Genomic DNA, 26320 nt, shown 5'->3' with positions numbered 1-26320 from the left:
CCCACCCGTCACCCGCGCCTCACCTGTGTCGACGACACTCCATGTCATCGCACCTGGGCGGTCCGGGCGAGGGCGTCCAGGGCCGCTTCCTCGGCTGAGGCGCGGTCCTCGGGGACCAGGCCGATCCGGGTGCGACGGTCGAGGAGGTCGGAGGTGTCGAGGGCGCCTTCGTGGCGGACGGCCCACACCAGCTCGGCGCCCGTGACGGGGTGGCCGGGGACGACGGGACGGGCGAGGGCCGGGTCTTCGACACCGAGCGCGTGCACGGCGGGTGCCTCGGAGCCGTAGCGGTGCACGAGGCGGGCCGGGACGTCGAGCCCGGCGAGGACCTGGGGCCGGGCGGCGCCGACGAGGGGGAGGGAGGCGGTACGGCACGGGCCGGCGGTCAGACCGCCGGCGGTCACGACGGCGTCGACGGCGTCCTGGGCCATGCGGCGGTACGTGGTCAGCTTGCCACCGACGACGGTGACGACGCCGGAGGGAGAGGTGAGCACGGCGTGCTTGCGCGAGATGTCGGCCGTGCGGCCCGCCGCGTCCCGGGTGTCGAGCAGGGGCCGCAGGCCCGCGAAGGCCCCGACCACGTCGGCGCGGTGGACGGTGACGTCGAGTGCGGAGCCGAGGACGTCGAGGAGGAAGCCGATGTCGGTCTCGGGGACCTCGGGCACGTCGGGGATGTCACCGTCGACGGGTTCGTCGGTGAGGCCGACGTACACGCGTCCGTCGCCCTGGGGCAGCACCAGCACGAAGCGGTTCGTCTCGCCGGGGATCGGGATGTGCAGGCCCGCCGAGAGCCGGCCGAGGTTCTCGGAGCGCAGGACCAGATGGGTGCCGCGCGAAGGCCGCAGCCGTACGTCGTCGACGAGGCCGCCCGCCCAGACGCCGGCCGCGTTGATGACCGTGCGCGCGCGGATCCGCAGCTCCTCGCCGGTGGTCTCGTCGCGGACCAGCGCACCGTCGCGGTGGAGTTCCAGGGCCCGGGTGCGGGTGAGGACGCGGGCGCCGTAGGCGGCCGCCGTGCGGGCGATCGCGGTCACCAGGCGGGCGTCGTCGGAGAGCTTGCCGTCCCAGGAGAGCAGTCCGCCGCGCAGTCCGGTGGGTCGGAGGGCCGGGGCGAGATGGCGGGTCTCGACGGCGGACAGTGTGCGCGGCTGGGGCAGCGTCCCGCGCGAGGTGCGGGCGCCGACGCGCAGCAGGTCGCCCGCGAGGAATCCGGCACGGGCCAGGGCGGCCTGGCCGCGGCTGACGAGCGGGGTCAGGGGGAGGACGAAGGGCTGGGCGCGTACGAGGTGGGGAGCGGTGCGCTCCATGAGGATGCCCCGCTCGACCGCGCTCTCGTGGGCGACGTCGAGCTGTCCGGAGGCGAGGTAGCGCAGTCCGCCGTGGATCAGCTTGGAGCTCCAGCGGGACGTACCGAAGGCGAGGTCGTGGGCGTCGATCGCGGCGACGGTGAGCCCGCGGGTGGCCGCGTCGAGCGCGGCTCCGGCTCCGGTGGCACCGAGCCCGACGACCAGGACGTCGACCACGCTGTCGGCGTCACCGTCGGCGAGTCGGGCCAGTTCGCGCAGGCGCCGCCGGGCGTTGAGCGAGGAGCCGGGCAGGGCGGGGCTGCTCGTGGGGTTCATGGGGCGATGGTCCTCTCCAGCAGGATGCGCAGCTCGTCGAGGAAGGCGGCTTCGCTCAGTTCGGGATCGGTTTCGTCGGTCATGGTGCGCAGCGAGAGCGTGAAGGACTGGACGACGAGCAGCAGGGACCGGGCCTGCAGGTCCGCCCGGATGCGGCGTACGGAGCCGTCCTCGTGGCCCTCCTCCAGCGCCGAGTGGAGGAGCCCCAGCAGGGCGTCCTGGCTGGCGCCGCGGCGGTCGAGGATGTACGGCAGCAGCAGCTCGGGGTCGACGTCGAGGATCTTGTGGAAGAGCGGGTGGGCCCGGAACGCCGCGGCTCCCGCGACGAGCCCCTCGACGATCCGCTCCCGCTCGGGCCGGTCGTCGTCGGACGGCGGCATGGCGCCGGCGGCGACCGCGATCCACTCACGGGTCATCAGGTCACCCACGAGGCTGCGCACGTCGGGCCAGCGCCGGTAGATCGTCATCCGGGACACGCCCGCGCGCCGGGCGATGTCGGTGAGGGTGGTTCGCCGTACGCCGACGGCGAGCACGCAGTCGCGTGCGGCGTCCAGCACGGGATCTGCGTCTTCATGGTTGTGACGAATGGGCGTCATCTGTCACAGTGTAATGCCAGCGTCGGCCCAGTGGCAGCGCCATCCGTGAAACAGACCGTTAGGAACCCTTTCGAAGTGGACATGTTGTGGAGCGGTTGGGGCGACCCGGCCAAGGCGGCACCCCTGCCCGACTCGGTCACCGGCCTGCTGCGTGACCTGCTCGGCGTCACCCCGCGGGAGAGCGGCCCGTCCGCCCTCACCGACATCGAACCGCCCGCCCCGGCGCTGACCGACGAGGCCCGCACCGCGCTGCGCACCGCCGTCGGCGGGCCCGACGGCCTGCGGGAAGACGCCGAGAGCCGCATCCGGCACACGCGCGGAAAGTCGACCCCCGACCTGCTGCGCATCCGCGCCGGCGAGGTCGACGACATCCCCGCCGCGGTCGTGCTCCCGGGTACCCACGACGAGGTCCTCGCCGTGCTCCGCGCCTGCGCCGACCACGGCGTCGCCGCCGTGCCCTTCGGTGGCGGCACCTCCGTCGTCGGCGGCCTCGCGCCCACCACGAAGCGGCCCTTCGTCGCGCTCGACCTGCGGCGGCTCGACCAGCTGCTCACCGTCGACGAGGTGTCCCGTACCGCGACCCTGCAGCCCGGTCTGCGCGGCCCGCAGTGCGAGGCCCTGCTCAACGAGCGGGGCTGGACCCTCGGACACTTCCCGCAGTCCTTCGAGTGGGCGACCGTCGGCGGCTTCGCCGCGGCCCGCTCCAGCGGCCAGGCATCGGCCGGGTACGGCCGCTTCGACGAGATGGTCCTCGGCCTGACGGTCGCCACCCCCGAAGGCACTCTGGAGACCGGCCGGGCCCCGCGCTCGGCGGCCGGCCCCGACCTGCGCCAGCTGATCCTCGGCTCCGAGGGCGCCCTCGGAGTGATCACGGCGGTGACCGTGCGCATCCGCCCGCTCCCCGCGACGCGGAGCTACGAGGGCTGGCGCTTCGCCTCCTTCGAGGCGGGCACGGCGGCACTGCGCCGACTCGCCCAGGACGGCCCGCGGCCCACGGTGCTGCGCCTGTCGGACGAGTCGGAGACCTTCATCGGTCTCGCGCAGCCGGACGCCATCGGCAGCGCCGAGCTCCCGCAGAACCCGGGCTGCATGGCCATCGTCGGCTATGAGGGCACCGAGGAGGAGACGATGGCCCGCCGCGCCGTCGCCCGCGAGGTCCTGCTCGCCTGCGACGGCGAGTACATCGGTGAGGAGCCGGGCGACCGGTGGGAGCACGGCCGGTACAACGCGCCCTATCTGCGTGACGCGCTGCTCGACGCCGGCGCGTTCGCCGAGACGCTGGAGACGGCGGCCTTCTGGTCCGCGATCCCCGGCCTCTACACGGCGGTGAGGGACGCGCTGACGAGCACCCTCACCGAGGCCGGCACGCCGCCGCTCGTCATGTGCCACATCTCGCACACGTACGAGAACGGCGCCTCCCTGTACTTCACCGTCGTCTCCGCGCAGGGCGAGGACGCCGTGTCGCACTGGGAACCGGTGAAGCGAGCGGCCAACGACGCGATCCTGGCCGCGGGCGGCACCATCAGCCACCACCACGGCGTCGGCACCGACCACCGCGACTGGTACGCCCGCGAGATCGGCCCCCTCGGCATCCGTATGCTGCAGGCCGTCAAGGCCGAGGTCGACCCCTCCGGTGTGCTCAGCCCCGGAGTCCTCATCCCCATCCGCTGAACCCGACTTCTGCCGGCCGGAGGCCAGATCCATGCGACAGTTCACCGCCGTCGTCAACCCCACCGCAGGGGGTTCCAGCGGCACGGCGGGCCTGCTCCCGCTGGCCCGTCTGCTGCGGGAGGCGGGTGCACGGCTCGACACCGTCTACAGCCGCAGCCTGGAGCACGCACGAGAGCTCGCCCAGGAGGCCGGAGCACAGGGGCACGTCGTGCTCGCCGTCGGCGGTGACGGGATGGCCGGCTGCGTCGGCGGTGCGCTCAGCGGCACGGACACGGTCTTCGGCCTGGTCCCGGCGGGCCGCGGCAACGACTTCGCCCGCGCCCTCGGCCTTCCCACCGACCCCGAACGGCTCGTCGAGGTACTGCTGCACAGCGAGCCGCGGGCCGTCGACACGATCGAGGTGGAGTCCGCCGTGCACGCGCGGACCTGCGTCCTGGGAAGCGTGTACGCGGGCGTCGACGCGGTGGCCAACCGCCACGCCAACGCCTCCCGGGTGCTGCGCGGCGCGGCGTCGTACTACGCGGGCGGGCTGCGGGCGGTCCTCGCCTGGAAGCCCGCCGCGTACCGCGTCACGATCGACGGGGTGAGGCACGAGCGCACCGGCTACACCGTGGTCGTGGCGAACTCGGGCTTCTACGGCTTCGGGAGAAAGGTCGCGCCGGGCGCGCGGATCGACGACGGGCTGCTCGACGTCGTGGTCATCAAGAAGGCGCCGAAGCACCTCTTCTTCGCGATGATGAACGAGCTGAAGACGGGCGTGCACGTGAATCGGCCCGAGGTCGAGATCCTGCGAGGCAAGGAGGTCCGCATCGAAGCGGACCGCCCCCTCCCGTACGGCGCGGACGGGGAGGTCGACGCCGTCCTGCCGGTGACCCTCAGGGTGCGGCCCGCCGCTCTGAACGTCCTGGCCTGACAAGACGTCCGCAGGCCCCCGGGCCCTGTGGACCGGGTGCCCGGAGGGAACCACGCCCCCTCCGGGCACCTGACCAGGAGCTTGTGCACTTCCGTACGAATGTGATCGCCGATGCTGAACTCTTGCGCACAGCATGGTGAAATCGGACTGGTACCGACCGGTATCCGGACAGCGGATGCCTAGCCTCCACATTCATGAAACCCATACGCACGGCAGCCGGGCTTGCGCTCGCGCTGCTGTCCCTCGTGCTGGGCATCGGCGCCCAGCCCGCCTTCGCGCACGTCTCGCGCGAACACGCCGAACTCGTGGTCGCGACCCGGGACGACGTCACCAGCGGCCGCCTCGTCGTCCACAACGGCGTGGTGCCGGTCGATCAGGCCGGTGCCTGGGCGGCCGGACTGCTCCGGGCCGGCTGCCCCGCCACCGGCTCCGGCGTGGCAGGCGACAACGGCGGCGTGCCCGGCGGCATCGTCGTCGAGCTCGCCTGGAGCTGCCACGTCGACGCGCTCGACCTCACCCCGCTCATCGAGCGGGGCGGACTGACCCAGGTCGTCGTCGAGTTCGACGGCACGGCCGCCGACGCCACCGCGGACACCCCGCTCGTCGACGCACGCGGTGTCCACCCCCTGCCGTCCTTCCCGTGGACCACCGTGCTCACCGTCGCACTCGGTACGGCGGCAGGCGCCGCCCTGCTGATCGCGGCCCTCCGGCTGCGCCGCACGACGCACCGCATCAGGGCTGCGACCGTGGGCGCCCTCGCGCTCTCCTTCCTCGCGCCCCAGGCCGCGTTCGCCGACGACGCCGCGGACCCCGCCGCGACCGTCACCGTCGAGGGCACCGTCTTCAAGGACACCGACGGCGACGGCAAGCGGGACAAGGGCGAGCGGCCCATGCCCGGCATCGACGTCACCGACGGCTCCGCATGGACCACGACCGGCGCCGACGGCGCGTACCGCCTCGACGTCGACCCCGGGCGACGCGAGACCGACCTCGTCAGCATCGTCTCGCCGGACGGCTACACACCCGCCCTGCGCAAGGACTGGATCCCGCGGTTCTTCCACAAGATCCCCGAGACCGGTGGCACGGGCGTCGACTTCGCGCTCGTTCCCGACCGGAACGCCTCGAACCCCACCGAGAAGTGGGTGATGAACTCCGACACGGAGGTCGGCAACCGCAACGACGACGAAGCCCGTTGCGCCCTGCCCCAGTGGACCGGCCAGGTGCGGGCGATGTCCGAGGTCGACGGCGCGACGATGCAGATCGCCACCGGGGACCTCACCGTCACCGACTACGCCGACGAGCCGCGCCGCCAGGGCGGCTACGACCTCTTCAGCAAGGGCCTGGAAGAGGGCCGGCTCGGCCACCCCTTCTACCCGGTGATGGGCAACCACGACTTCGGCGGCACGGCCACCTCCAAGGGATACGCCGGCAGCCTGGAGTACTACCGCCGCAACCTCGCGCCCGAGTGGTACAGCTTCGACCGCAACGGCCGCCACATCGTCGTTCTGGAGGACAACTACGACGCCGGCGGGCTCAAGCCGCAGCTGGAGTGGCTGCGCCGGGACCTCGCACGGCACGCCGTCGGCAAGCAGGTCTTCGTCTTCGCCCACCGCTCGCTCTTCACCCAGTGGGGCCCGGGCGCGGGCATGCAGCCGACGATCGACGAACTCGCCAAGTACGACGTACGGATGGTCGCCGCGGGCCACAACCAGCAGGCCGAGTTCCGGCGTGGCGCCTTCAAACGGTCCGTCGAGATCAACAACCAGGGCACATACGGCATCGACGGCGCCCGCCCCGACTACAAGGTCCTCGACTTCAGCGGCATCACGGACGACCCGCGCACGCACCGCAACGAGGACACCGGCCATGTGACCGGCATCCACCGCCAGTTCGACATCGACGACGACGCCGCCCTCGTCAGCCCCGCGGACGGCAGCGTCCACGACGAACGGGCCGGAGTACCCGTCGAGGCGTACGCGGAGGACGACGGCCGCACCCCCGCCAAGGCGGTGCTGACCGTCCGCGACGGTCGTGGACGCACCGTCGAGCGCGAAACCGTCCGCTTCGGCAACGGCGCCTCCCGCCCCCGCATCGAGAACTGCTACACCGAGCCCGGCGGCAAGCCCGAGCCCTGCCCCGACGCGCGCGGCGCCTGGACCCGGGCGAGCGGCACACTGCGCGGGCTCCGCCCCGGCATGTACACCGCCGAGTCGGTCGCGTACGACACCCGGGGCGTGACGTTCCCCGTCGTGAAGACCACCTTCCAGGTCGTACGCGACACCGAACTCGACAGGCCCCGGACCGGCCAGGACTGGCTGCGACAGGGCGGCGACGAGGCCGGGCGGTCCGCGAGCGGCGACGCGCCGGGCACGAAGCTCGACCTCAGGTGGGCCCGCCACACCGGCGAGCAGTTCAACCTCAACGGCTCGGTGATCGCGGACGGCCGACTCATCGTCTCCTCCCGCGCCTTCGACTCGCCGTACAGCATGATGCTCGCGTACGACATCGCCTCCGGGCGCGAACTCTGGCGTACGTACCTGGACGGCGACGCCGAGTCGGCGCCGACACTCCACGGCGGCAAGGTCTACCTGACCACCGGCGTCGGCCGGATCTACGCCCTGGACGCGGCGAACGGCCGCATCGCCTGGCAGTCGATCGACCGCGAGGAGACCCACGGGGACACCGTGCGCCGCTACGGCCGCGCGGGCGGACCCGTCAGCGTCCTCACCCTCGCGGGCGCGGACTCCCGCTCGGTCGCCGTCTACCAGGACGCCTCCACGGTGCGCTGCCGGGACGCCGACACCGGCGGCCTGCTGCCCGGCGGCTTCGGCGCCGCGTTCTCCTGGGGACAGGCCCACAGCACGGCGATCCGCGAGCCCGGCTCCAACACCGCGTACCTGCACTCCATGTCGAGCAACACCGTCATCGCCATGGACCTCGCGACCTGCACCCAGCTCTGGGTCAAGGACACCGCGGGTGACATCGACAGCCACTCCTCGCCCGTCCTGACCGACCCGGCCACGGGTACGCCGCAACTGGTGACCTTCACGGCCTCCGGCACCCGCGGCCACGACCCGAAGACGGGAGCCGTGGCCTGGGAGTCCAAGCTCGGCGGCGGCAGCACCTGCGAGCCGGGGCGCGCCCCGCTCACCAGCCCCGCGGCATGGGGCAGCACCGCCTACGTCGCGGGCAGGGACGGTGTCGTACGCGCCTACGACACCAGCTCCGCCGACCCGTCGAGGCCGGTCTGGGAGACCAGTGCCGGATACCTGGCGGGGGAGAGCCCGCTGGACGACAAGTGGCGCGTCGCCATGGGCTGTTCGGCGGGCGACGGCTCGCCGACGACGCATCCGCTGGTGACGAGGGACCACGTGTACCTGGGGACGTGGGACGGGCGCCTGCTCGTCCTCGACCGGGCCACCGGCCGCCGGACCGCCTCGTACAACCTCGGTGCCGGAGTGGCCTCGGCCCTCTCCATCAGCGGTGACTGGCTCTTCGCCCTCACGGACGACGGCACGGTCCACGCGCTCGCCGCACGCCGAAAGTAGAGGGGAAGCACCACCGTGCGAACACTGCGCACCGGGGTGCCGCTCCTGCTCACCGCTGTCCTCGCGCTGCTCCACGGCAGCGCGGGGACGGCGCAGGCGCACCCCTTCGGAACCCCACCCGTCGTGAAGGTCGAGGCGGCCGACACCGCCGTCGACGTGACCTGGTCCGCCGAGCGGGACGACGTCGCCGTCCTGGAGCAGCGGTCCGGCGGTGACACGGCCGGCTACCTGCGCACGCACATCGCCGTGCGCCAGGACGGCCGTGCCTGCCGGGTCGACCGCGCGACCGGACTGACGGTCCGTCTCGTCTGCCCACGGCCGGTGGACCGGATCGACCTGACCGTCACGGCGCTGACGGACGTCGACCCGGAGTACCGGACCCTGTCGGTGACGGACACGGGCTCAGGCGGACTGCACACCGCGAAGGAGCCGACGCGCACGCTGACGCTCACGGCAGGGGCGGCCGCTTCCGCAGCCGCGTCCGGGGCCGCTTCCGGAGCCGGGACGTCGGCGTCGTCGTGGTGGTCGTGGACCACCGATCTGACGTCCCTGCTGGACCACGGAGCGGCCGTGCCGGTGGCACTGCTGGTGGCCGCGGCCGTGGGGGCACTGCACGCCTGCGCCCCGGGGCACGGGAAGTCACTGGCCGCCGGGTACCTGGTGGCGGGCCGGGGCAGGCCGCGCGACGCGGTGTGGCTCGGCGGAATCGTCGCCGTGATGCACACCTTCTCGGTGACGGTTCTCGCGGTCGGCTGGTGGCTGACAGCGAACAGCACGCCGGACATCGCGGCGCTGACGGGCTGGTTGCAGCTGATCGCCGCGCTCGTCGTGGCAGGGGTGGGGGTGGCCCTGCTGCGGCGGCATCTGCGCCACGGAAAGCACGACCACCACCATCACCATCACCATCACGATCACGATCACGATCACGGTCACCGCCACGATCACGATCACGGGGAGGCCGGCGAGCACGGGGAGCGGGTCGGGGACGGCCACAGCCACCACATCCCGGACGCGCCGTCGCTGCTCACCTGGCGCGGGCTGCTGCTCCTGGGCACGTCGGGCGGGCTGCTGCCCTCGCCGTCCGCGTTCCTCGTCCTGCTCACCGGTCTGCTGACGGGGAGGGTCGCTCTTGCCCTCGCGATGGTCGCCGCCTTCGGCCTCGGTATGGCGCTGACGCTGACAGGCGTCGGCCTGGTCGTGCTCCGCGGCCGGGACGCACTCCTGGACCGGGTTTCCCGCTCCCCGGCGCTGCGGGCCTGGGCCCTGAGGGTCCCGCTGCTCGCTGCCTCGGCGGTGGTGGCCGGGGGGACGGCGGCCTCTGCAGTCGCGGCGAGTCAGCTCCTCGCGCCGTAAGGGCGCACGACAGAACAGAAATGAGGCCTGCAGCGACCGACGCGGACATGCTCCCGGCCGAGACACATCTCGGCGTGAGGGGGGACCGTCCGAAGGAGCCGCCCGGCGCGGATCGCCGTCGAGCCGCCCGGCGCGGATCGCCGTCGAGCCGGCCGATCGCGGGCTGGGACGCTCCAGCGCGACCCACTCGGCATGCGCGGGAACGCCCTGGCCCCCCGCCGACCTCAGGTCGGCTTGCGCCACACGGAGATGTGCTTCGCGGAGTCCTGGGTGAACGGAGTCCCGTCCCAGTCCGCGACGCGTCGTTCCAGTTCGAGTCCAGCGATCCGGGCCATCAGGTCGAGCTCTGCCGGCCAGGCGTACCGGTGCCGGGAGTTGTCGCGGCGATAGCGGCCGTCGTCGGCGTCGCGGGTGAAGTGGTGCGAGACGAGAATCTGCTCGACCAGGTCGAAGGTGTCGAAGCCGAGATGCTGATCGGAGACGTCGAACGGCACCGCGACCTGGCCGGGCGGCAGGAACCGCAGCGGCGGCACACCCAATTCGATGACGAATCGGCCGCCGGGCTCCAGATGACGCGCGGCGTTCCGGAAGCACTCGACCTGCTCGTCCTGCGTGAGCAGGTTCGTGATGGTGTTGTAGACGAGATAGACCAGGGTGAACTCGCCGGGAACGACGGTGGTGGCCATGTCCCCGATGGTCACCGGGAGCGTGCGCTCGTCGACCTTGTGCCGCAGCACCGCTGCCATGTGCTCGGACAGCTCGATGCCCACCACCGGCACGCCGCGTTCCCGGAGCGGGACGCCCACGCGTCCGGTCCCGATGGCGAACTCCAGTGCCCGGCCGTCTCCGGCGAGCTCGGCGAGGAAGGCCAGAGTCGGTCCGAGAAAGGCAGCCGATGACGCTTCGGCCTCCTCGGCGTCGTAGCGGTCGGCGGTCGCCCGGGTCCACAGTTCACTGCTCGTCACGGACGGCCACTTTGCCGCGCACCGAGGGGCGCTGTCGACGTATTTACGTTCGCGTCGGCGCAGCGTGCACCGCCCCACGACCCGCGTGACGGCGCCCCCTCGGTCACACCGAGTCAGCTGTCCGGGGGCGCAGTGGGGAATCGCGGGCTCGTTCGTGCGGGTCCGCGTATCCCGCTGCCGTGAGCGACGCTCGCCCGGCCGGCGGTGGCATTGCGGGCGGCGTCGGCCGAGTAGCTGGTGAGGGGCGCTCGCGGACGGTGAGCCGGGGCGGCGCGGCCAGACGGCCGCGGTGGGGTCACGGTCTGATCGCTGTCGCCTCGGCTCTGCCGGTCGTTGCGGACCACGTACGGGACGTTGAGACCACGAGCAGCCCATGGCAGGCTCATGCCGCATGATCGAAGAATTCGCGAAAGACACCATGCACGGGCGACTGAGGCGGGACCGCGAGGCGCTGCTCTGGAAACTCGACGGCTTGTCCGAATACGACGCCCGCCGACCTTTGACCGCGACCGGGACCAACCTCCTCGGCCTGGTCAAACACGTGGCCGCCGTCGAGGCCAGGTACTTCGGTGAGGTCTTCGACCGCCCTTCCCCGGAAGGGCTGCCCCCGTGGCAGGACCACGACGGCAGCGATCTGTGGGCGGCCGAGGACGAGACGCGCGATCAGATCATCGGGTTCTACCGGCGCACGTGGGAACACTCGGACGCGACGATCAACGGGCTTCCCCTCGACGCCCCCGGCCACGTGCCGTGGTGGCCGGAGCCTCATGCCGACACGAACCTGTTCGCCATCCTGGTCCATGTCCTCGGCGAGTCCAACCGGCATCTCGGGCACGTCGACATCCTGCGCGAGGGCCTCGACGGTCGGACCGGGATGCGCCCCGAACACGAGAAGCAGATCGACGAGGAAGCCCGTGCAGCCTACTGCGCGAAGATCGAACAGGCCGCCAGGTCGGCCGCACCGATCAAGGCGTAGGGCCCGTCCGGCGGATCTTGCGGCCGTTCGCGGGTCGGCTCGTCGGCCGCATCGCCTGGTTCGATGGTGAGCGTGGACTCCACGCCCTGCCGGACTCATCAGCATGCGGGGGAGCGCGCAGGAGACCTCCTTGGTTGCCGGGAAGGAAGCACGCCCCGGCACCACCGCCCAGACGAGGGACTCGGACGCTCCCGGGGCGGCCTGACCTGCAAGATCCACCTGGCCGGTGAAGACGGACGCCGCCCCCTGGCGCCGCTGATCACGCCGGGCCGGGGGTCGACGCCCCGCAGCTCGGCCCGGCCAAGGAACACATCCGTGTCCACCGCCCGGGTGGCCGGCATCCGCGCACCCGGCCCGACTACCTGGGCGGCGACTAGGCGTATTCCTCCCGGCGCAACCGCCGCTACCTGCGATGTCGCCAGATCGAGCACACCATTCCCAAGCCTTGAGGTCAGCGAGCCCACCACAAAAGACGAGGCAGCAGGGCGGACGGCCCGGCGGCTTCGACACGACGATCGACGAACGCAGGAACGAAGTGGAGCGGACGTTCGACGCGTTGAAGAACTTCCGGGCCGTGGCCACAAGCTTCGACCAACGCGCCTACGTCTTCCACGGGACCGTCACCCTCGCCTCGATCCCGCTCCGGCTCCGCCCGTGATCAGCCGGGCAGGCCCAGGGACTGTCTCCTTGACAGGCTATGGGCGCCATTCCCGCTGGTAGGCGGGGTGTTCGGCGTATGACTGGCCAAGGACGCGCAGCGCGTATGCCAGACCGGCCGAGCGGGAGTCCGAGGGGTCCATGGCCTTGTAGTCGTGTGCCAGTTGCTCGATCAGGTCGAGCATGGGGAGATGGCTGTCGAGAAGAGCCTCACTGCCCAGGGTGCCGGCCACGTAGGCATAGGCATGATTGTCGTCCATGATGCGTGCGACGAGGAACTTCACAAGATCGTCCATGTGGCCATCTTCGCGGGCAAGGTGCTTCGGCGGTCAAGCGGCTGTCCAGATGAGGATCGCGGCGAGGTGGAGTGCGGCCTGGTAGGCGATGGTGAGCTTGTCCGTTCGCATGGCCAGGCCGCGCCACTGCTTGAGTCGGTTGATGCACCGCTCGACGGCGTTGCGCTGCTTGTACGCTTCGGCGTCGAAGGCCGGTGGGCGCGGCCTCCGTCGCGGCCTCGCCGCAGTCGCTGGCAAGGTGGACCTTCATGCTCAGGCCGCCGCGGGAGCGTCCGAGGGCGTGGGGTCCCACATCGCATCAGTGATCACTGATCGGACAGGCGCGTCCGATCAACTGACCAACCGATCAATGAGACACGCTCGAGGGGACGCCTTCACGTCTCGGCCCGGCGGAACCTACGGCTTGTGGGATACCCAGAGCAGTTCCGCCGGCCAGCGGCGTGCCCAGTCGGGTGGGTCGGTTTCGTTGTAGCCGTTGGGTGTTCCGAGTTCGGGCCGCGGCTCGATGAGGTCGTCGATGACGAGACCCGCGCCGCGCAGGACCTTGACCCAGTCGCCGTAGGTGAGCTGATAGCTGGTCGCGCCGTCGCCTTCGGCGATGGTGTTCAGCCCGAAGTAGTCCTGCTGCAGCGTCGTGGTCACGCGGCTGGCGGCTTCGTCGTAGCAAGCTTCGAACCATGGGCTGGCGACGTTGAACACCAGGCGCCCGCCTCGGCGCAAGACGCGGGCGGCCTGCGGGACGGCCAGGTGCGGGGGCGCCCAGCTGAGCCCACCGAAGTCGCAGAACACCAGGTCGAAGCTGTCGGCGACGAAGGGGAGCTGTTCGGCGGCACCTTGCACCAGCGGGTAGCGGGCCGCTCCCATCGCGCGGGCGGCTGCGGCGAGTTGGGCTTCGGACAGATCGAGACCGACCACGGTGGCGCCCTCGGCGACGAGCGCCCTGGACCACTGGCCGGCGCCGCAGCCGAGTTCGAGGACGCGTTTGCCGGTGACGTCGCCCAGGGCCTGCAGGTGCGCGTCGGGGATGGAGTACATGCCCCACAGCCGGGGTGAGGCACCGATTCGCGGGTCGTGCCTGTGCTGGTAGGCGCTGCTGATCTGGTTCCAGAGCCGCCGGTTGGCGGGGATGCTGTCCACCTGCCGACTCCAGCATTGCCTGCCAGGGGCGGTCAACACGATTAGGGCGCCGACCCGCCCTTGCCTCGGTCCGGCCCTGGCGCGGCCCCATGATCCGCCGGACGAGCGCTAGAGGCCGCCTCACGTGACGTGCACGTCGCCCGCCTCCGCGCATCGCGGCTTCACGGTAGCGACCGAGGCCGACTTGTGGCCTCGGCCGCACCGGGCGGTGCTGGACGAACTCGGGGCCCGGGGCGAGGTGGGTCAGGACCTCGGCGATCGTCGACACGGCCTCGGGTCCCGCCGGGGACCACGGCGGCGCCGACCCGTCGGACTCCACGCGGACGAGGCGTACCCCTCCGCCGAACACCCGGCCTGGCCGCGCGAGCGCGGGCTCGTCGCGCGTAACTGTTCGTTTCAGAATGAACTGCTTGGCGAGGGAGCTACACGCTGCGACGATGCGGTCTCGGCCGGACGATGAGGGAGCGGGGACACCAGATGACGCAGTGGCGGCTCTTACACGGACACATCCTGGTCGGTGAGCTCAGTGAGTATGACTGCGATCAGCCGTTCTTCCTGGCGCGCTTCACCCCGGGGCCGGGCTGGGAGAGCGTGAGGGCTTTGTTCGAGGCGTGGGCGGCCTTCCACGGCCCGGACCCGGACGGGTCCAAATTCGTCGCCCTCGTCAAGCCGTTACAGGACTTGGGGCTCACACTGGCTCAAGTTGACGGCCGGCAGCCTCCGTTGGAGCTTTTCAAGAACTGCATCGTGCGTATCAACGGGGCGGAGGCTCGCCTCCGCTACTGACCCGGCGATGGGCCGTCCGTCGGAGCCGGCGGAGGCATACGAGGCTGCAGGCCGGTTCGAGCAGTCCCTGGTGGAGATCTGCTCGTCGTACGTAGCGGGTGCGGAGCCGGTTGAACTGATGCATCCAGGCGAATGCGCGCTCGACCACCGAGCGCACCTTGCCCAGTCCGGAGCCATGGGCGACGCCGCGTCGGGCGATCAAGGGTTTGATGCCGCGCTTGCGCAGCAGGCGGCGGTACTTGTCAAAGTCGTAGCCCCGGTCGGCGTACAGACGCCGGGTGTGCTGCGGGGGTGTCCCCGAACTCCCCGGATCGAGGGGATGGCGTCCAGCAGCGGCAAGAGCTGGGTGACGTCGTGACGGATACTGAAGGTGACGGTGACGGCGAGCGGGGTTCCGTGGCGGTCGACTCCGTCGGAGTCGGCGTCGTTGTGGGCTGCCTCCTCGATCTCGGCGACAGGGAGTGGATGTTCAGGCGACGCCGTTGAGGGTCGACAAAGAGCCCCCGGAGACTGCCCCCGGACGCCCCGCTCCGGCAGGCGAAAGAGACGGTGCGAGCCAGCCGTACGCGAAGCGTGGGTGGCGGCCACGACGCTCCCGGCCGGACGGATGCCTGCCCAGAGGCACAGTCGTTGTAGGGCCTCCGAGTTCGGCCGGGTTCCGGCCGGGCCTAAAGGGCGTCTTGTGGATCACGTGTCGAGCCGGATGACGGTGCTCGCGGGGGTGACAGCGGCGAGGTAGCGGTCGGGGCATTCGAGGCTGGACGTGGCGCTTGGTCACGCCCCGCACATGGCGGTGGCGATGGCGCCGTCGATTCGGCAATGATGGGCTGCAGGGGCAGTCCGTTCGATGGGAGCTTCGTGGCGGATCTGATGTGGGGCAGTCCGCTGGGCGGCGGAGACCCGATGATGGTGGGTCCGTATACGTTGCTGCGGGTACTGGGGCAGGGCGGAATGGGCCGTGTCTATCTCGCGCGTGGCCTCGGCACGCGGTTGTACGCGGTCAAGGTGATCCGCCCGCATCTTGCGGACGAGGACGGGTTCCGGGCACGTTTCGTGCGGGAGGCATCAGCGGCTCGGGCGGTGAGCGGAGCGTTCACCGCGCCTTTGGTCGAGGTGTCTCGATCGGACGCGGAACTGCTCTGGTTGGCCGTTGCCTTTGTTGCCGCGCCGCCGCTTGACGTGCTCATCGAGCGGGCTGGGGTACTGCCACCGACAGGCGTGTGGTGGGTCGCGGCCGGCGTCGCGGAGGCGCTGATGTCGGTCCATGGCGCTGGGTTGGTGCACCGGGACCTGAAACCGGCGAATGTGCTGGTGACTGCTGACGGGCCACGAGTGATCGATTTCGGGATCGCCAAGGCGCTGGACGCGGCAGGCACGGCTTCCACGAGTGTGATGGGCACCTCGGGGTTCATGGCCCCTGAGCACATCAGGGGAGCCGCCGAACCGGCCAGCGATGTGTTTGCGCTGGGTGCGCTGATGGTGTTCGCGGCGACGGGGCACGCACCGTTCGAGGGACCGAGCGCGGGCGATGTCCTGGCACAGACTCTGTATCAGCCACCGAATCTCCATGGTCTACCGGACGAGCTGACTGACGTGGTAGGGCGGTGTCTCTCCAAAGAGTCGGCAGCGAGGCCCACCCTGAGCCAGATTCTGGAGGAGTTCAGGCACCATCGGGACCGGACTGCCGCCCCCCCACGTCGCGGCGAGCTGGCTCCCTGCCACCGTGTCTGCGGTGATCGAGGGCTTCGGCACTCCGGCATCCGCAGCCCCGACCGCCCCACTCCAGCCACCGGCGAAGACACGTTCCATGACAGCGGACCTGCGAGAACGCGCCCTTGAGGCAGAGATGCTGGCTGAGGCGGGTGAGGCAGCAGCTGCGCGGGATCTGCTCGCCGGTATGTTTCGTGATCGTAGTCAGGTGCTCGGCCCGGACCACCCTGACACGTTGTGGACTCAGGAGCAGCACGCCTGCCGCACGGTGGACGCGGGGGACGCGGCGGCTGCGCGGGAGCTGTTCGCGAATCTCGTTCGTGACCGTACTCGGGCACTCGGCACTGACGATCCCGAGACGCTCCGTACGCGGGGCTGGCATGCCTGGTGTACGGGTGAGGCGGGTGACACGGCAGCCGCGCGGGATCTGTTCGCCGATCTACTTCGTGACCGTACCCGGGTACTCGGCCCCGACCACCCCGACACCCTGTTCGTACAGCGCGAGCACGCCCACTTCACAGGTGAGGCGGGTGATGTGGCAGCGGCAGGAGAGCTGTACGCGAATTTGGCTCGTGACCGTGGCCGGGTACTTGGCGCTGACGACCCCGAGACCTTCCACGCCCGGTATTGGCATGCCTTCTGTACGGGGAAGGCGGGTGATGTGGCGGCTGCGCGGGATCTGTTCGCCGATCTGCTTCGTGACCGTACCCGGGTGCTCGGCCCCGACCACCCCGACACCCTGTGGACTCAGGAGCAGCACGCCGGCCGCACGGTGGACGCGGGTGACGCGGCGGCTGCGCGGGATCTGTACGGGAATCTGGTTCGTGACCGTGCCCGGGTACTTGGCGCTGACGATCCCGAGACCCTCCGTACACGGGACTGGCATGCCTGGTGTACGGCTGAGGCAGGTGACGCGGCAGCGGCGAGCGAGCTGTACGCCGATCTGCTTCGCGACCGTACCCGGGTACTCGGCCCCGACCACCCCGACACCCTGCATGCGAAGCACCAGCACGCTCACTACACGGCCGAAGCAGGATGACGAGGCTGAGGGCTCCCGACCAAAGCAGTGGCTTGACCTGGTCAAGGGTCAGTACCGCGCACGAGGCTGTCGGGTAGCGGGACGCGGTCGGCTGCGTCATCGCATGCAATAAATCTGGCGACGCCGGCGATCACCTCCGGGATACTGGTCGCCCATGGACGAGGTTGAGGTCGTCGTTGCCCATTCCGAGCGCGCAACCCTGCGCGTCGGCGACGTGTTCCTGAAGGTGGACACCGATCAGGCGCGGATCGACGTCGAGGTCGAGGCGATGTCCCGCGCGCCGGTCCCGACCCCGAAGGTCCTGTGGCGCAAGCCACCCGTGCTCGCGATCGCCGCACTCCCAGGGACGACGCTCGGGCGCCTCGGGGGGCCGTCGACCGGGTCGTCGGCGGCGTGGGCTGCGGCGGGCGCCGCCATCCGGAAGCTGCACGACGCGCCGCTGCCGCCCCACCCCGGCCGGGCCGGCCGGAGCATCGTCGCGCTGGCGGCGGAAATCGACGACGAGTGCGAGTTGCTCGTGACGAATGGCCTCCTGCCTGCCGACCTGGTCACCCGTAACCGCCAGGTCGCCGAGGCAGCGCTCCGGCCGTGGACTCCGGCGTTCACGCACGGCGACCTGCAGATCGCGCATGTCTTCGTCGACGGCGATGAGGTCACCGGCATCATCGACTGGTCCGAGGCGGGCCAGGGCGATGCCCTGTACGACCTCGCCACCTTCACGCTCGGACACGAGGAGCACCTCGACGACGTCCTCGCCGGCTATGGCACCGACATCGACCTCGACGTGATCCGCGCTTGGTGGTCGTTGCGAAGCCTGCTGGGAGTTCGCTGGCTGATCGAGCACGGCTTCGACCCGTTCGCGCCAGGCTGTGAGGTCGACGTGCTGAGGTCCCGGATGTGAGGCGCTGCGCCGGTACGACTGCTATGCGTGCGTTCTGACGCATCGAGCAGGCCGCCCGTCCCCTCGACGATCGCCCGCCCCCACTCTGAAGGAGAGTGTGAAACGCAGTCGCCGCCAGCAGATGACGGCGCAGCCGGGGGTGACGACCGCGTGGTGTGGACTGTGCACGTCGAGCAATGCCGACCCGTCCTCTCGGACGAAGGGATGGAAGCCGTTCAAGATCTGCTGGCTGAACGCGGCATGAGCGTCATCCAGTCGATCGCGATCACTCGCGCGTTGCTTGGTTGGCAGGAGACGTCTCTGCGTATCGCCATCGACGTCGTGACCACGAGCTCCTCTCGCACAGCCGTCAGCGACGCGGACTAGAACGTCACTTGGTGAGTCGTCGGTGGTTGATGAGGCTGGTGGCGATGGCTGTGAAGGCGAGGAAGCGCTCTGGCTTGCGTTCGTAGCGGTGGTGGAGCCGGCAGCAGCCGACCAGCCAGGAGGTGGTCCGCTCGATGACCCATCGGGGGCGTCCAAGTCGTCGTGATGTCTCGATCCCTCGGCGGGCGATCCGTGGCGTGATGCCGCGGGAGCGGAGCCATTGCCGCAGGGGGGTGGTCGTAGCCCTTGTCGCCGTGGAGTTTGTCGGGCCGTCGGCGGCGGGGGCCGCGCCGGCTGCGGATCGGTGGTACCGACGCGACGAGCGGCTTCTGCGCGAGACTGTCGTGGGTGGTGTTGGCCGCGGAGATGGCGACCGCGACCGGAAGGCCGGACCGGTCGGTCACGAGGTGGATCTTCGATCCGTTCTTGCCGCGATCGGTCGGATTCGGTCCGGTCAGCAGCGCCCTTTGAGAGCCCGGACCCTCACCGAGTCGACGACGAAACGCGACCAGTCCAGGTCCCCTTGGGCCCCTTGGGCCCCGAGTTCATCCAAGATGACCCGGTGAAGACGGGCCCAGACCCGCTCCTTGCTCCAGCGGGCGAAACACCGGTAGACCGCCGGCCAGGCCGGCCGGAACCATGGCGGCACCTGCCGCCATGTGCAGCCCGACGTGGCCACGAACACAATCGCGGCCAGGCACTCACGATTCCCCGCCCGTCGGCCACCTCCCTGCGGCCGCACCACTACTGCCTAGTACTCCAGGCGTAGATCGTGATCTCGGTAGTGAGGGGCGCCGAGGCGGCAGGTGGCCAGCGTCGATCATCTCGCCCGAGATCGCCCACGCCGTCGCGGGCGTCGGCTCCTTCTCCGTCTACCCGAGTTCACCGAGACGGAGGGCATCCCTTATCTCGCTGAGCTTCGCGGTTGTGGCCGGGGTCCGCTCCTGCGCTTGTTCAGCGAGTCGGAGGGCGTCGTCGATCTCGCCGAGCTTCACGGAGGACAGGACGGCCGCCCGCTCTATCAGGTCGTCCCGGGACACAGTGGTCAGCCACGTGCACGGGGTGAAGCCTGGACGCGGGAACGCGAGCCGCAGCACGCCTTCGAACGGCAGTCCTTCACCGGTGCCGACCGCCACTTCGATGCCCAGATCGCTGATGTCGACGCCCGCCGGAGCGACGACCTGCATCACCCGGATCCCGGACGTGTCGTCTCCCGACAGCAGTACGACCAACCTCCGCTCGTCGAACTGGACCCACCAGACTTCGCCACGTTGCAAAAGTCCTCCAGACACATGACGGCAGGCAGACGGTGCGCGGCCCTGACGCGCTGTGGAGACGGTGCGGCCGCCGTTGATCATCGGTGTGTGAAGACTGAAGATCATGCGGTGGCCGCAGGTCACAGCGTAGACCCTGCCCGCTGGCAGGAGGCGTTCCAGACGCCCTCATGCCGCTCACCTGCAACGAGATCCAACGGCTGTTCATCACGCTCGTCATCCGGCCCGCCTTTGACCCGGTCCACCGGCTCGGCTGGTCCGACTGGCGACGCCGCCACCAGGTCCGATCCCAGACCAGCCACTACCGGCGGCAAGCCGCTCGAACGTGAAGATCACGATCTACTGCTGGAGTACTAGGGCACCGCCCTGCGGAACAAATTCCACAACTCATCCCGCACCAAGCGCTGGGCAAGGCTCGTCATGCCCAGCACAACGAACTAAACCGTCAAGGAACCAACGTCTAAGACGTCGGTCGCGAAGAACACGCACGGTCCCCACAACTATGGCTACCCATGCGATTGTTGAGTCTTTGAACCTGAATCCCCTGCCGCTGCGAGAGCTGACAAGGCGCAAGATTACCCAAGGGACAGTAAAGAAGCGGCATGGATGTGCGGACACAGATTCATTGTTCACGCCTGATCAGAGCCCGTCGCGGAGCGGCGTACTTAGGTAGGTGGGTCCGCCATGATAGGGGGGCGGGGGTGGGTCGGACATTGATCGCCGGTACGTTGAAGCGCGACGGCAGGGGAGTCTCCATAGGTCGACCGAACAAAGGAAAAGCCTTGACTGAAACGATTTTTGGACGCCAGGTAGAGATTTTCTGGCCCGACCTGGGCATCACCGTGACCGCGGAACTCGATGGCCGCAACCCTGGGCTCGCCGACGTGCTGTAGGAGGCATTGCCCTACCAGAGCCTGGAGGGACACGCGCTGATAGCGGGGGAGCATCTTTATCGCGCGGCACCTACCCCGCCCCTGCTGCATCTGTCCGCGTCCACTCGGAGAACGGATCGACGCGACGCTCCCGCCGGGACCTTGTTCTGCTTCGGTCTCCAGCCTTTGGACATCAAGTGCGGCACGTTGACCGAACCGCTGCCGGCTCTCCCGGTGGGTCGGATCCGGCAAGAGGGCGTGCCGACGCTGCTGGAGGCCGGGCAGGCGATCTGGGATTCGGCCTATTCGGCGGAGCAGCAATCACCAGCGGTGGCCCGGAGGGTTGGGCTGGACACGGCTGGTGCTCCGGGGTCGTTGAAAACCCTTCGCAGTGTGGAGGCGGTTCGTTCCAACTGTTCGACCCGCCTTCCGTCACTGGGGCAGGGCATCTCCGGGGCGTCGAACTCGGCCTTCGCATAGCCGGCGCCGAGCCCGAGCTCCGCACGCCCGTCGATGAGTTGATCGGTGCTCGCCACGTCACGCCTTTCGAGAAGGGCGGGGTTGTAGAACGGCGTGTCAAGACGAACGTCGTCAGCCGTACCTGCTCGGTCGCTTCGGCTGCGTGCGCCACGGCTGGAAAGGGTGCGGGGAATCCCAGGTGGTCGGCCGCTCCGACTCCATCAAAACCGATTTCCTCCGCTCTGCGGAACTTCGCGCGCGCCACTCGCTTTGCGAACCGGGGGCGACAGTATTGACGCCGAAGCGTAGTGGGAGTTGGGGCGACATTGCGCTTACGTCTGTGCACCACAAGTCGATTCTCCCGTCACCCCGCAGAGTGGGACAGCGCGATCCCGATCAATTGTCCACCGAGGCCATTTCGGCCACGCCGACGGTGTCGTGCCCGCCGTGCGCGGGCGGGTCGAGCCACCCACAAGGGGGCCTGCGTCCTGGGGCCCTCAAGTACAGCGTGCTGGTGCTGTGTTGGTTCGTCGATGGCGCCCGGCTCGTCCAACTCGCCGTGGGCGACGCCTTCGTGGCGAGGGGAAGGTCCGCGTCACTGGGCGGTACGCCTCAGGGATGCGAGGTTTCGTTCTAGACTCGGGTCAGGGTTTGGTAAAGCCAGGTACGGCGCGGGGGAGTCCCGCACAAAACGATGGGGTATCCAGTGGTTCTGAAGACGTTCGGCTGGTCGTTCGCGGTGACCGCGCTCGGCCTTGTCGCGGCGGTGATATACGGGGGATGGGCAGCCTTCGGGATCGTGGCGATCCTGTCCATCCTCGAGATCTCGGTGTCCTTCGACAACGCCGTGGTCAACGCCGGGATCCTGAAGAAGATGAATGCCTTCTGGCAGAAGATCTTCCTCACCATCGGTGTGCTCATCGCCGTCTTCGGCATGCGACTGGTCTTCCCCGTCGTGATCGTGGCGATCAGTGCCAAGATCGGCCCGATCGAGGCCGTCGATCTCGCCGTCAACGACGCCGAGCGCTACGAGCAGCTCGTGACCGACGCCCACCCGTCGATCGCGGCCTTCGGTGGCATGTTCCTGCTGATGATCTTCCTTGAATTCATCTTCGAGGACCGTGACATCAAGTGGCTCGCCTGGCTGGAGCGCCCGCTGGCCAAGCTCGGCAAGGTCGACATGCTGTCGGTCTGCATCGCGCTGGTCGTCCTGGCGATCAGTGCCATGACCTTCGCGACCCAGGCCCACCAGCACGGCGGCCTGCACGTCGACAAGGCAGCGACCGTTCTGCTCTCGGGCGTCTTCGGCCTCATCACGTACCTGATCGTCGGCGGCCTCTCCGGCTACTTCGAGAACAAGCTCGAAGAAGAGGAGGAGCGAGAGCACGAGGCCGAGGAAGAGGCCCGGAGGAGCGGCAAGAAGGTCCCGGCGGTCGTGATGGCCGGCAAGGCCGCGTTCTTCATGTTCCTCTACCTGGAGGTCCTCGACGCCTCCTTCTCCTTCGACGGCGTCATCGCCGCCTTCGCCATCACCAACGACATCGTCCTGATGTCACTCGGTCTCGGTATCGGCGCGATGTACGTCCGCTCGCTCACGGTCTACCTGGTCCGCCAGGGCACCCTCGACGACTACGTCTACCTGGAGCACGGCGCGCACTACGCGATCGGCGCGCTGGCCGTGATCCTCATGATCAGCATCCGGTACCAGATCCCCGAGGTGGTCACCGGTCTCATCGGTGTCGTCCTGATCGCCTGGTCCTTCTTCTCCTCGGTCCAGCGCAACCGCAAGCTGGCGGCGGCCGAGGGAAAGGACACGGGGTCCCCGGAGAGGGCTGAGGTCTCCTCCGGCGTCTGAGCCGGCCGCCGGCGCGGGGCCGCATCGCGGCGGGGCATCGTCTCCGTCATCCGCCGTTCTGCTGTGCCTGCGCCTGGGCCTGTGCCTGCGGCCGCACCCGCCGGACCGCCGACAGCCAAGGTCCGCACAGGACGGCGCATCGTGCCCTCCTGCTGCATCAGGGCCCATGCGCCGAGCTGCTCGGTCGGCGGGAGCGCTCGATGAGAGATGTCCGCCAGTGGGTCACCCGCCCGGACCGGGCGAGCACCTCCCTCGCGATGGCGCTTGCGGGGGTCCGGCGCGGGCCGACGAGCACCCTGGGTCGTCCAAACCTAGCGTGGAGGGTGGGAACCCATCCGCGACGGAGGGATCACGGACATGAGTGACGCCATGGACAAGGTCATGGGCAGACTCAAAGAGATCACCGGGAAGATCACCGGCCACGAGCGTCTGGAGGCCGAGGGCAGGACGGACCAGGCGAAAGCCAAGATCCGGGAGAAGGCGAAGAGCGTTCGACACCGCGCCGAAGGTGTCATGGACTCGCTCAAGCGCGATCGCTCCTGACCTCGCGCAGGCTCACGGCCGTGCGGCCGGGACCGGGCGCACGCCGTGAGCCCGGTCCCGGGCAGGCGCCTGCCGGGCGCCCGGTCCCGGTGGCCGGTAGCGTGGATCAGCGGGAGGGGTGACACGATCCGCCGTCGTAGCAGAAGGACGGACTCATTCTGTGTCCTGCCGCGATTCCGACGACGCAGACCGGCCCGCGGTACGAGGGCCCCGTTCCGTGGACCACCTCCCGCGGAGCCGATGGCGCGGGCCGATCGGCACCTGGCAGGCCGTCGTGCTCGTGGTCGCCGTTCTCGTCGCGGCCAACCTGCTCCTCAACCGCTGGACCGGCCCGCCCCGCCTGATCGCTGCCGTCACGGTCAGTGCCCTGCTCCTCGGCGTGCTCCGTTGGGCGGGCGGCACCCTGGCGGACGCGGGGCTGGCCCCGGGGACGCTCGCCCGCGGTGCCAGGTGGGCGTCGGTACTGATGGGGCTCGTCGGCGTCGTCTATGCCGCCGGGGCGCTGCTGCCGGCCACCCGCTCGCTGTTCGAGGACCAGCGGTACGACGGGATGACCGGGAGCGAGCTGGTGGCGCGCGTTCTCGTGGTGGTCCCCGTCGGCACGGTCCTGGTGGAGGAGATCGCGTTCCGCGGCGTGCTCTACGGACTGGTGAGCCGGGCCCGTGGAACGGTCTGGGCGACCACGGTGTCGAGTCTGCTGTTCGGCCTGTGGCACGTCTTGCCGTCCCTGCACCTGGCGACCGCGAAACCCGCGCTGACCGGCGTCTTCGGAGACTCCGCGCTCGGCTCGTTCCTCGCGATCACGGCTGCGGTGCTGTTCACGGCGCTGGCGGGCGTCCTGTTCTGCGAACTGCGGCGCCGCAGCGGCAGTCTGCTGGCCCCCATGGGCCTGCACTGGGCGGTGAACGCGTTCGGCTACGTCGTCGGCTACCTGTTGTGGTGACCACGTACCTGTCGCAGTGACCACGACCTGTTCTGGTGACCACGTGACTCTGCCCTGCCCGGCTCGGCCCGGGTGAATCAGGCTCAGTGTTCCGGCTGGATGATCTCCCGCAGCCGGTCCAGGTCCTGCGGCGTGAACCCCGACGGCCGCATAACGGCGTTCCAGCCGTCGACGTACGCCGCCTTGTACGTGTGACCGTGTCCGTCCGGCACACCCGTGGAGAACGGCAGGTCGGCGGTCACCTGCCAGAACGTCACGAAGGGGATCCAGACCATCTCGTCGAGCACGTCACCGCCGGGCGCCTCGCCGATCCAGTCGGGCTCTGAAAGGGCCAGCTGAGGGCTCCACCAGACGATCGGGTCGGACGGGTGCATGAGGTACAGCACCCGCGTGCCGTTCCACGGCTCGCCCTTGGGCAGAATCCCGGTCGTCGGGTCGTCGGTGAACCGTACGGTTCGCCCCTCCCTGTAGACGGGTTCGATCTCCGGGCTTCCCGCGTCGCGGTGATCACTGAACTCGCGGAACAAGGTGTTGAAGTTGGGCGGCCCGGCGAACAGGGTGCCGGCGGTGCGGTTGCGCAGGTCGTACTCGCCGCTGAAGGCGGTCTCTCCGCCGAACGATCCCAGGCTCTCGCCCGCCACGAACAGCCGCGGACGCTCGTCGGCGGGAAGCTTCGACCAGACGTCGTAGACCGCGTCGAACAGCTCGCGGCCGGCCTCGCGCGCCTTCGACTGGTCCACGAGGTAGGACAGCCACGACGGCAGGTACGAATACTGCATCGCCACGGTGGCCGCGTCTCCGTCACCGAGGTACTCGAACGAGTCCACGGCGGCGGGATCGACCCAGCCGCTTCCCGTGGTGGTCGTCACGAGCAGATTGGCGCGCTGGAAGCCGCCGGCCCGTTGGAGGTCCGCGACGGCGCGCTCCGCGCGGGACTCGGTGTCGTCGGTGGTTTCGAGTCCGGCGTAGGCCCGGACGGGTTCCAGTGCCGGGCGGTGGGTGAACGTGCCGATGTCGGCGGCCGAAGGACCGCTGCCGGTGAAGGCCCGGCCCTGCCTGCCCAGTGAGTCCCACGGCACCAGCGACCCCGGTCCGCCGGAGCGCAGAGTGGACGTGGGCTGGTGCACGCCTTCGGGTGTCTCCGTGTCACGTACCGAGAACGCCTCGTTGGTCGCGTTGACGAAGCCGGCCAGCAGCACCCCGCTGACGACGGCCCACGTCAGGCCCGCCACGACGACCCAGCCGACCACCCGCGCCGCGCGCGGGCCGATCCAGCGGCGGAGGAGGCGGGCGAGCCAACGGTACAGGCGCCGGAGTCCGCGGGCCGCCAGCAACAGCAGCCAGAACACGACCGCGGCCACGAACGGGCAGGCGACGGTGGTGAGGACGTTGTAGTCGGTGACGTCCATGAGGCGGCGGATCTCGTGCTGCCAGTACTGGCCGAAGCCGAAGGACAGGCCGAACAGCACGATCGCGCAGATGATCAGGACGCGCCAGGACGTGCGCGACGCGCTCCGCGCCTCCCGGTCGGCGAACGCCCGCCAGATGTAGGCCGCGGTCACGCCGAATCCGTACCCGATGGCCGCGCTGATACCGCAGATCAGCCCCTGGAGGACCCCTCCGCGAGGGAGCAGCGACGGGGTGAAGGAGAGGCAGGCGAGGATCAGCGCACCCCAGCAGCCGGGGAGCGTGAGATGCAGCGACCGACGGCGCTTGCCGGAGCCGGGGGCCGGCTCGGCGCCCTCGCTCCCCGCTTCCTCGCGGCCGGAAGTGCCCTCCGGCGGGGATGGGTGCGGGTCAGGAGTCATGGCTGTCCTCCGGGGGAAATGATCCCAAAG

21 protein-coding genes and 5 pseudogenes are annotated in these 26320 nt (G+C 70.0%); 15 read left to right on the top strand and 11 right to left on the bottom strand.

The features are described from left to right. Window positions 1-44: 44 nt before the first annotated feature. Window positions 45-1622 (bottom strand): glycerol-3-phosphate dehydrogenase/oxidase, encoded by a 1578-nt coding sequence (locus OG259_RS02465; protein ID WP_328940645.1) that lies wholly within the window; start codon window positions 1620-1622, stop codon window positions 45-47. Further along, window positions 1619-2218 carry a TetR/AcrR family transcriptional regulator gene (locus tag OG259_RS02460; RefSeq protein WP_328940644.1) on the bottom strand — a complete coding sequence of 200 codons (600 nt, stop codon included), beginning with the start codon at window positions 2216-2218 and terminating at the stop codon, window positions 1619-1621. Before OG259_RS02460 ends, OG259_RS02465 begins: the two co-directional genes overlap by 4 nt. Window positions 2219-2293: 75 nt before the next feature. Here OG259_RS02460 and OG259_RS02455 point away from each other — a divergent pair, with 75 nt between their 5' ends. The 4 genes from OG259_RS02455 (at window position 2294) to OG259_RS02440 (ending at window position 9703) form a co-directional block, all read left to right on the top strand. Then, complete coding sequence (locus tag OG259_RS02455) at window positions 2294-3889, top strand: FAD-binding oxidoreductase (RefSeq protein WP_328940643.1); 1596 nt, start codon at window positions 2294-2296, stop codon at window positions 3887-3889. A 31-nt stretch (window positions 3890-3920) separates the two neighbouring features. After that, window positions 3921-4802: a diacylglycerol/lipid kinase family protein gene (locus tag OG259_RS02450; RefSeq protein WP_328940642.1), complete on the top strand. Its 882-nt coding sequence runs from the start codon at window positions 3921-3923 to the stop codon at window positions 4800-4802. Window positions 4803-4996: 194 nt separating this feature from the next. Further along, window positions 4997-8350, top strand: coding sequence for an outer membrane protein assembly factor BamB family protein (locus OG259_RS02445; RefSeq protein ID WP_328940641.1), 3354 nt, complete (start codon window positions 4997-4999; stop codon window positions 8348-8350). 15 nt (window positions 8351-8365) lie between these two features. Then, complete coding sequence (locus OG259_RS02440; protein ID WP_328940640.1) at window positions 8366-9703, top strand: hypothetical protein; 1338 nt, start codon at window positions 8366-8368, stop codon at window positions 9701-9703. 224 nt (window positions 9704-9927) lie between these two features. Here OG259_RS02440 and OG259_RS02435 read toward each other — a convergent pair whose 3' ends face one another. Then, on the bottom strand, window positions 9928-10668 hold the full coding sequence (locus tag OG259_RS02435; protein ID WP_328940639.1) for a class I SAM-dependent DNA methyltransferase: 741 nt from the start codon (window positions 10666-10668) through the stop codon (window positions 9928-9930). Between the two features lie 391 nt (window positions 10669-11059). On the opposite strand from OG259_RS02435, the gene OG259_RS02430 reads away from it, so the two are divergent. Both OG259_RS02430 and OG259_RS02425 read left to right on the top strand, forming a co-directional pair. Beyond that, a complete protein-coding gene (locus OG259_RS02430) occupies window positions 11060-11644 on the top strand; it encodes a DinB family protein (RefSeq protein WP_328940638.1) in 585 nt (194 codons plus the stop codon). A 38-nt stretch (window positions 11645-11682) separates the two neighbouring features. Then, window positions 11683-12302, top strand: a pseudogene (locus OG259_RS02425) (IS5 family transposase); the annotation flags it as partial. Window positions 12303-12339: 37 nt separating this feature from the next. Here OG259_RS02425 and OG259_RS02420 read toward each other — a convergent pair. From OG259_RS02420 to OG259_RS02410, 3 genes and pseudogenes are all read right to left on the bottom strand, one after another. Next, on the bottom strand, window positions 12340-12597 hold the full coding sequence (locus OG259_RS02420) for a DUF6221 family protein (RefSeq protein ID WP_328940637.1): 258 nt from the start codon (window positions 12595-12597) through the stop codon (window positions 12340-12342). Between the two features lie 33 nt (window positions 12598-12630). Further along, window positions 12631-12874, bottom strand: a pseudogene (locus tag OG259_RS02415) (IS5 family transposase); the annotation flags it as partial. 119 nt (window positions 12875-12993) lie between these two features. Then, a complete protein-coding gene (locus tag OG259_RS02410; RefSeq protein ID WP_328940636.1) occupies window positions 12994-13734 on the bottom strand; it encodes a class I SAM-dependent methyltransferase in 741 nt (246 codons plus the stop codon). A gap of 477 nt (window positions 13735-14211) precedes the next feature. On the opposite strand from OG259_RS02410, the gene OG259_RS02400 reads away from it, so the two are divergent. Then, window positions 14212-14520 (top strand): hypothetical protein, encoded by a 309-nt coding sequence (locus OG259_RS02400; protein WP_328940635.1) that lies wholly within the window; start codon window positions 14212-14214, stop codon window positions 14518-14520. Here OG259_RS02400 and OG259_RS02395 read toward each other — a convergent pair. Next, a pseudogene (locus OG259_RS02395) lies at window positions 14489-14925 on the bottom strand (transposase); the annotation flags it as partial. The gene OG259_RS02400 and the pseudogene OG259_RS02395 overlap by 32 nt on opposite strands. Window positions 14926-15378: 453 nt before the next feature. On the opposite strand from OG259_RS02395, the gene OG259_RS02390 reads away from it, so the two are divergent. The 4 genes from OG259_RS02390 (at window position 15379) to OG259_RS02375 (ending at window position 18536) form a co-directional block, all read left to right on the top strand. Then, complete coding sequence (locus OG259_RS02390) at window positions 15379-16359, top strand: serine/threonine-protein kinase (protein ID WP_328940634.1); 981 nt, start codon at window positions 15379-15381, stop codon at window positions 16357-16359. After that, on the top strand, window positions 16328-17269 hold the full coding sequence (locus OG259_RS02385; RefSeq protein ID WP_328940633.1) for a tetratricopeptide repeat protein: 942 nt from the start codon (window positions 16328-16330) through the stop codon (window positions 17267-17269). The genes OG259_RS02390 and OG259_RS02385 overlap by 32 nt, the downstream gene beginning before the upstream one ends. A gap of 154 nt (window positions 17270-17423) precedes the next feature. After that, a complete protein-coding gene (locus OG259_RS02380) occupies window positions 17424-18170 on the top strand; it encodes a phosphotransferase family protein (protein ID WP_328940632.1) in 747 nt (248 codons plus the stop codon). A gap of 162 nt (window positions 18171-18332) precedes the next feature. Further along, a complete protein-coding gene (locus OG259_RS02375) occupies window positions 18333-18536 on the top strand; it encodes a hypothetical protein (protein WP_328940631.1) in 204 nt (67 codons plus the stop codon). Window positions 18537-18540: 4 nt separating this feature from the next. Here OG259_RS02375 and OG259_RS02370 read toward each other — a convergent pair. Together OG259_RS02370 and OG259_RS02365 are read right to left on the bottom strand one after the other, a co-directional pair. Then, window positions 18541-19278, bottom strand: a pseudogene (locus OG259_RS02370) (IS5 family transposase); the annotation flags it as partial. Between the two features lie 130 nt (window positions 19279-19408). Continuing rightward, entirely contained in the window at window positions 19409-19813 is a 405-nt protein-coding gene (locus OG259_RS02365; RefSeq protein ID WP_328946968.1) for a type II toxin-antitoxin system PemK/MazF family toxin, read from the bottom strand. 155 nt (window positions 19814-19968) lie between these two features. On the opposite strand from OG259_RS02365, the pseudogene OG259_RS02360 reads away from it, so the two are divergent. Then, window positions 19969-20139, top strand: a pseudogene (locus OG259_RS02360) (IS701 family transposase); the annotation flags it as partial. 736 nt (window positions 20140-20875) lie between these two features. On the opposite strand, the gene OG259_RS02355 reads toward OG259_RS02360, so the two are convergent. Continuing rightward, window positions 20876-21406, bottom strand: coding sequence for an LLM class flavin-dependent oxidoreductase (locus tag OG259_RS02355; RefSeq protein ID WP_328940630.1), 531 nt, complete (start codon window positions 21404-21406; stop codon window positions 20876-20878). 441 nt (window positions 21407-21847) lie between these two features. On the opposite strand from OG259_RS02355, the gene OG259_RS02350 reads away from it, so the two are divergent. From OG259_RS02350 to OG259_RS02340, 3 genes are all read left to right on the top strand, one after another. Continuing rightward, complete coding sequence (locus OG259_RS02350; RefSeq protein WP_328940629.1) at window positions 21848-22996, top strand: DUF475 domain-containing protein; 1149 nt, start codon at window positions 21848-21850, stop codon at window positions 22994-22996. Window positions 22997-23353: 357 nt separating this feature from the next. Then, window positions 23354-23539: a CsbD family protein gene (locus OG259_RS02345; protein WP_328940628.1), complete on the top strand. Its 186-nt coding sequence runs from the start codon at window positions 23354-23356 to the stop codon at window positions 23537-23539. 217 nt (window positions 23540-23756) lie between these two features. Further along, the gene (locus OG259_RS02340) at window positions 23757-24482 is read left to right on the top strand and encodes a CPBP family intramembrane glutamic endopeptidase (RefSeq protein WP_328940627.1); all 726 of its coding nucleotides are present in this window, start codon (window positions 23757-23759) and stop codon (window positions 24480-24482) included. 83 nt (window positions 24483-24565) lie between these two features. On the opposite strand, the gene OG259_RS02335 is transcribed toward OG259_RS02340, so the two are convergent. After that, complete coding sequence (locus tag OG259_RS02335) at window positions 24566-26290, bottom strand: alpha/beta hydrolase (RefSeq protein WP_328940626.1); 1725 nt, start codon at window positions 26288-26290, stop codon at window positions 24566-24568. Window positions 26291-26320 lie beyond the last annotated feature (30 nt).

Source organism: Streptomyces sp. NBC_00250, from assembly GCF_036192275.1.
Lineage (GTDB): Bacteria > Actinomycetota > Actinomycetes > Streptomycetales > Streptomycetaceae > Streptomyces.
This window is presented reverse-complemented; position numbering and strand designations above follow the sequence as displayed.

What these genes read in the sequence shown, in the direction of transcription:
- OG259_RS02465 (WP_328940645.1), bottom strand. Translation starts at nt 1,622, where the DNA reads ATGAACCCCACGAGCAGCCCCGCCCTGCCCGGCTCCTCGCTCAACGCC.
- OG259_RS02460 (WP_328940644.1), bottom strand. Translation starts at nt 2,218, where the DNA reads ATGACGCCCATTCGTCACAACCATGAAGACGCAGATCCCGTGCTGGAC.
- OG259_RS02450 (WP_328940642.1), top strand. Translation starts at nt 3,921, where the DNA reads ATGCGACAGTTCACCGCCGTCGTCAACCCCACCGCAGGGGGTTCCAGC.
- OG259_RS02445 (WP_328940641.1), top strand. Translation starts at nt 4,997, where the DNA reads ATGAAACCCATACGCACGGCAGCCGGGCTTGCGCTCGCGCTGCTGTCC.
- OG259_RS02430 (WP_328940638.1), top strand. Translation starts at nt 11,060, where the DNA reads ATGATCGAAGAATTCGCGAAAGACACCATGCACGGGCGACTGAGGCGG.
- OG259_RS02420 (WP_328940637.1), bottom strand. Translation starts at nt 12,597, where the DNA reads ATGGACGATCTTGTGAAGTTCCTCGTCGCACGCATCATGGACGACAAT.
- OG259_RS02400 (WP_328940635.1), top strand. Translation starts at nt 14,212, where the DNA reads ATGACGCAGTGGCGGCTCTTACACGGACACATCCTGGTCGGTGAGCTC.
- OG259_RS02385 (WP_328940633.1), top strand. Translation starts at nt 16,328, where the DNA reads ATGACAGCGGACCTGCGAGAACGCGCCCTTGAGGCAGAGATGCTGGCT.
- OG259_RS02380 (WP_328940632.1), top strand. Translation starts at nt 17,424, where the DNA reads ATGGACGAGGTTGAGGTCGTCGTTGCCCATTCCGAGCGCGCAACCCTG.
- OG259_RS02345 (WP_328940628.1), top strand. Translation starts at nt 23,354, where the DNA reads ATGAGTGACGCCATGGACAAGGTCATGGGCAGACTCAAAGAGATCACC.
- OG259_RS02335 (WP_328940626.1), bottom strand. Translation starts at nt 26,290, where the DNA reads ATGACTCCTGACCCGCACCCATCCCCGCCGGAGGGCACTTCCGGCCGC.